1 pseudogene is annotated in these 527 nt (G+C 28.7%); it reads right to left on the bottom strand.

Going from position 1 to position 527, the window contains the following annotated elements:
• Positions 1 to 527, bottom strand: a pseudogene (locus KA878_RS14015) (hypothetical protein); the annotation flags it as partial.

The raw sequence follows: 527 nt of genomic DNA on the forward strand, positions 1-527 counted from the left end.
TACCAGGTATCTTGGATGACCATCGTTTTGGCGCTTGATTATAGTAGTTAAGGTTTGTCTGTTTTTTTTTGCTTGATTTTGGCGTAACTTTTACACTTTTAGATGCCTTTGCTTTTTTTATTTGTGTGTTTGATGGTTTGTTTTTTACAGTTGCTGATAATATTTGTGGTTTTTTAATTTTAGTTTGATTTTTTTTTGGTGATTTTTGCCCGGTTTTATTAAGTTTAGTTGATTGAACTTGCGTTTTTACCTGCTTAAATTGTCTTGGTAAAGTATATTTTTTTTTCTTTTCACTTTTGATTGCTTTCACATTAGTATTTGTATTATTTTTGGTTATTGTATTCGATTGTACGAGTGTTTTGTGGTTTTGTATGGGTTGTGTTATTGTTTGTAGTTTTTTAGACTTTAGTATCTGTGATGCAGGTTGTGCTTTTTGATTTACAGTTTTTTTAGAAGATGAATAAATACTATTGTTTTTAACGATATTTTTGGCAACTTGTTTCTTATTGTTATGGTCCAATAAGTTA

This window comes from Staphylococcus sp. GDY8P57P, assembly GCF_017892585.1.
GTDB lineage: Bacteria > Bacillota > Bacilli > Staphylococcales > Staphylococcaceae > Staphylococcus > Staphylococcus borealis.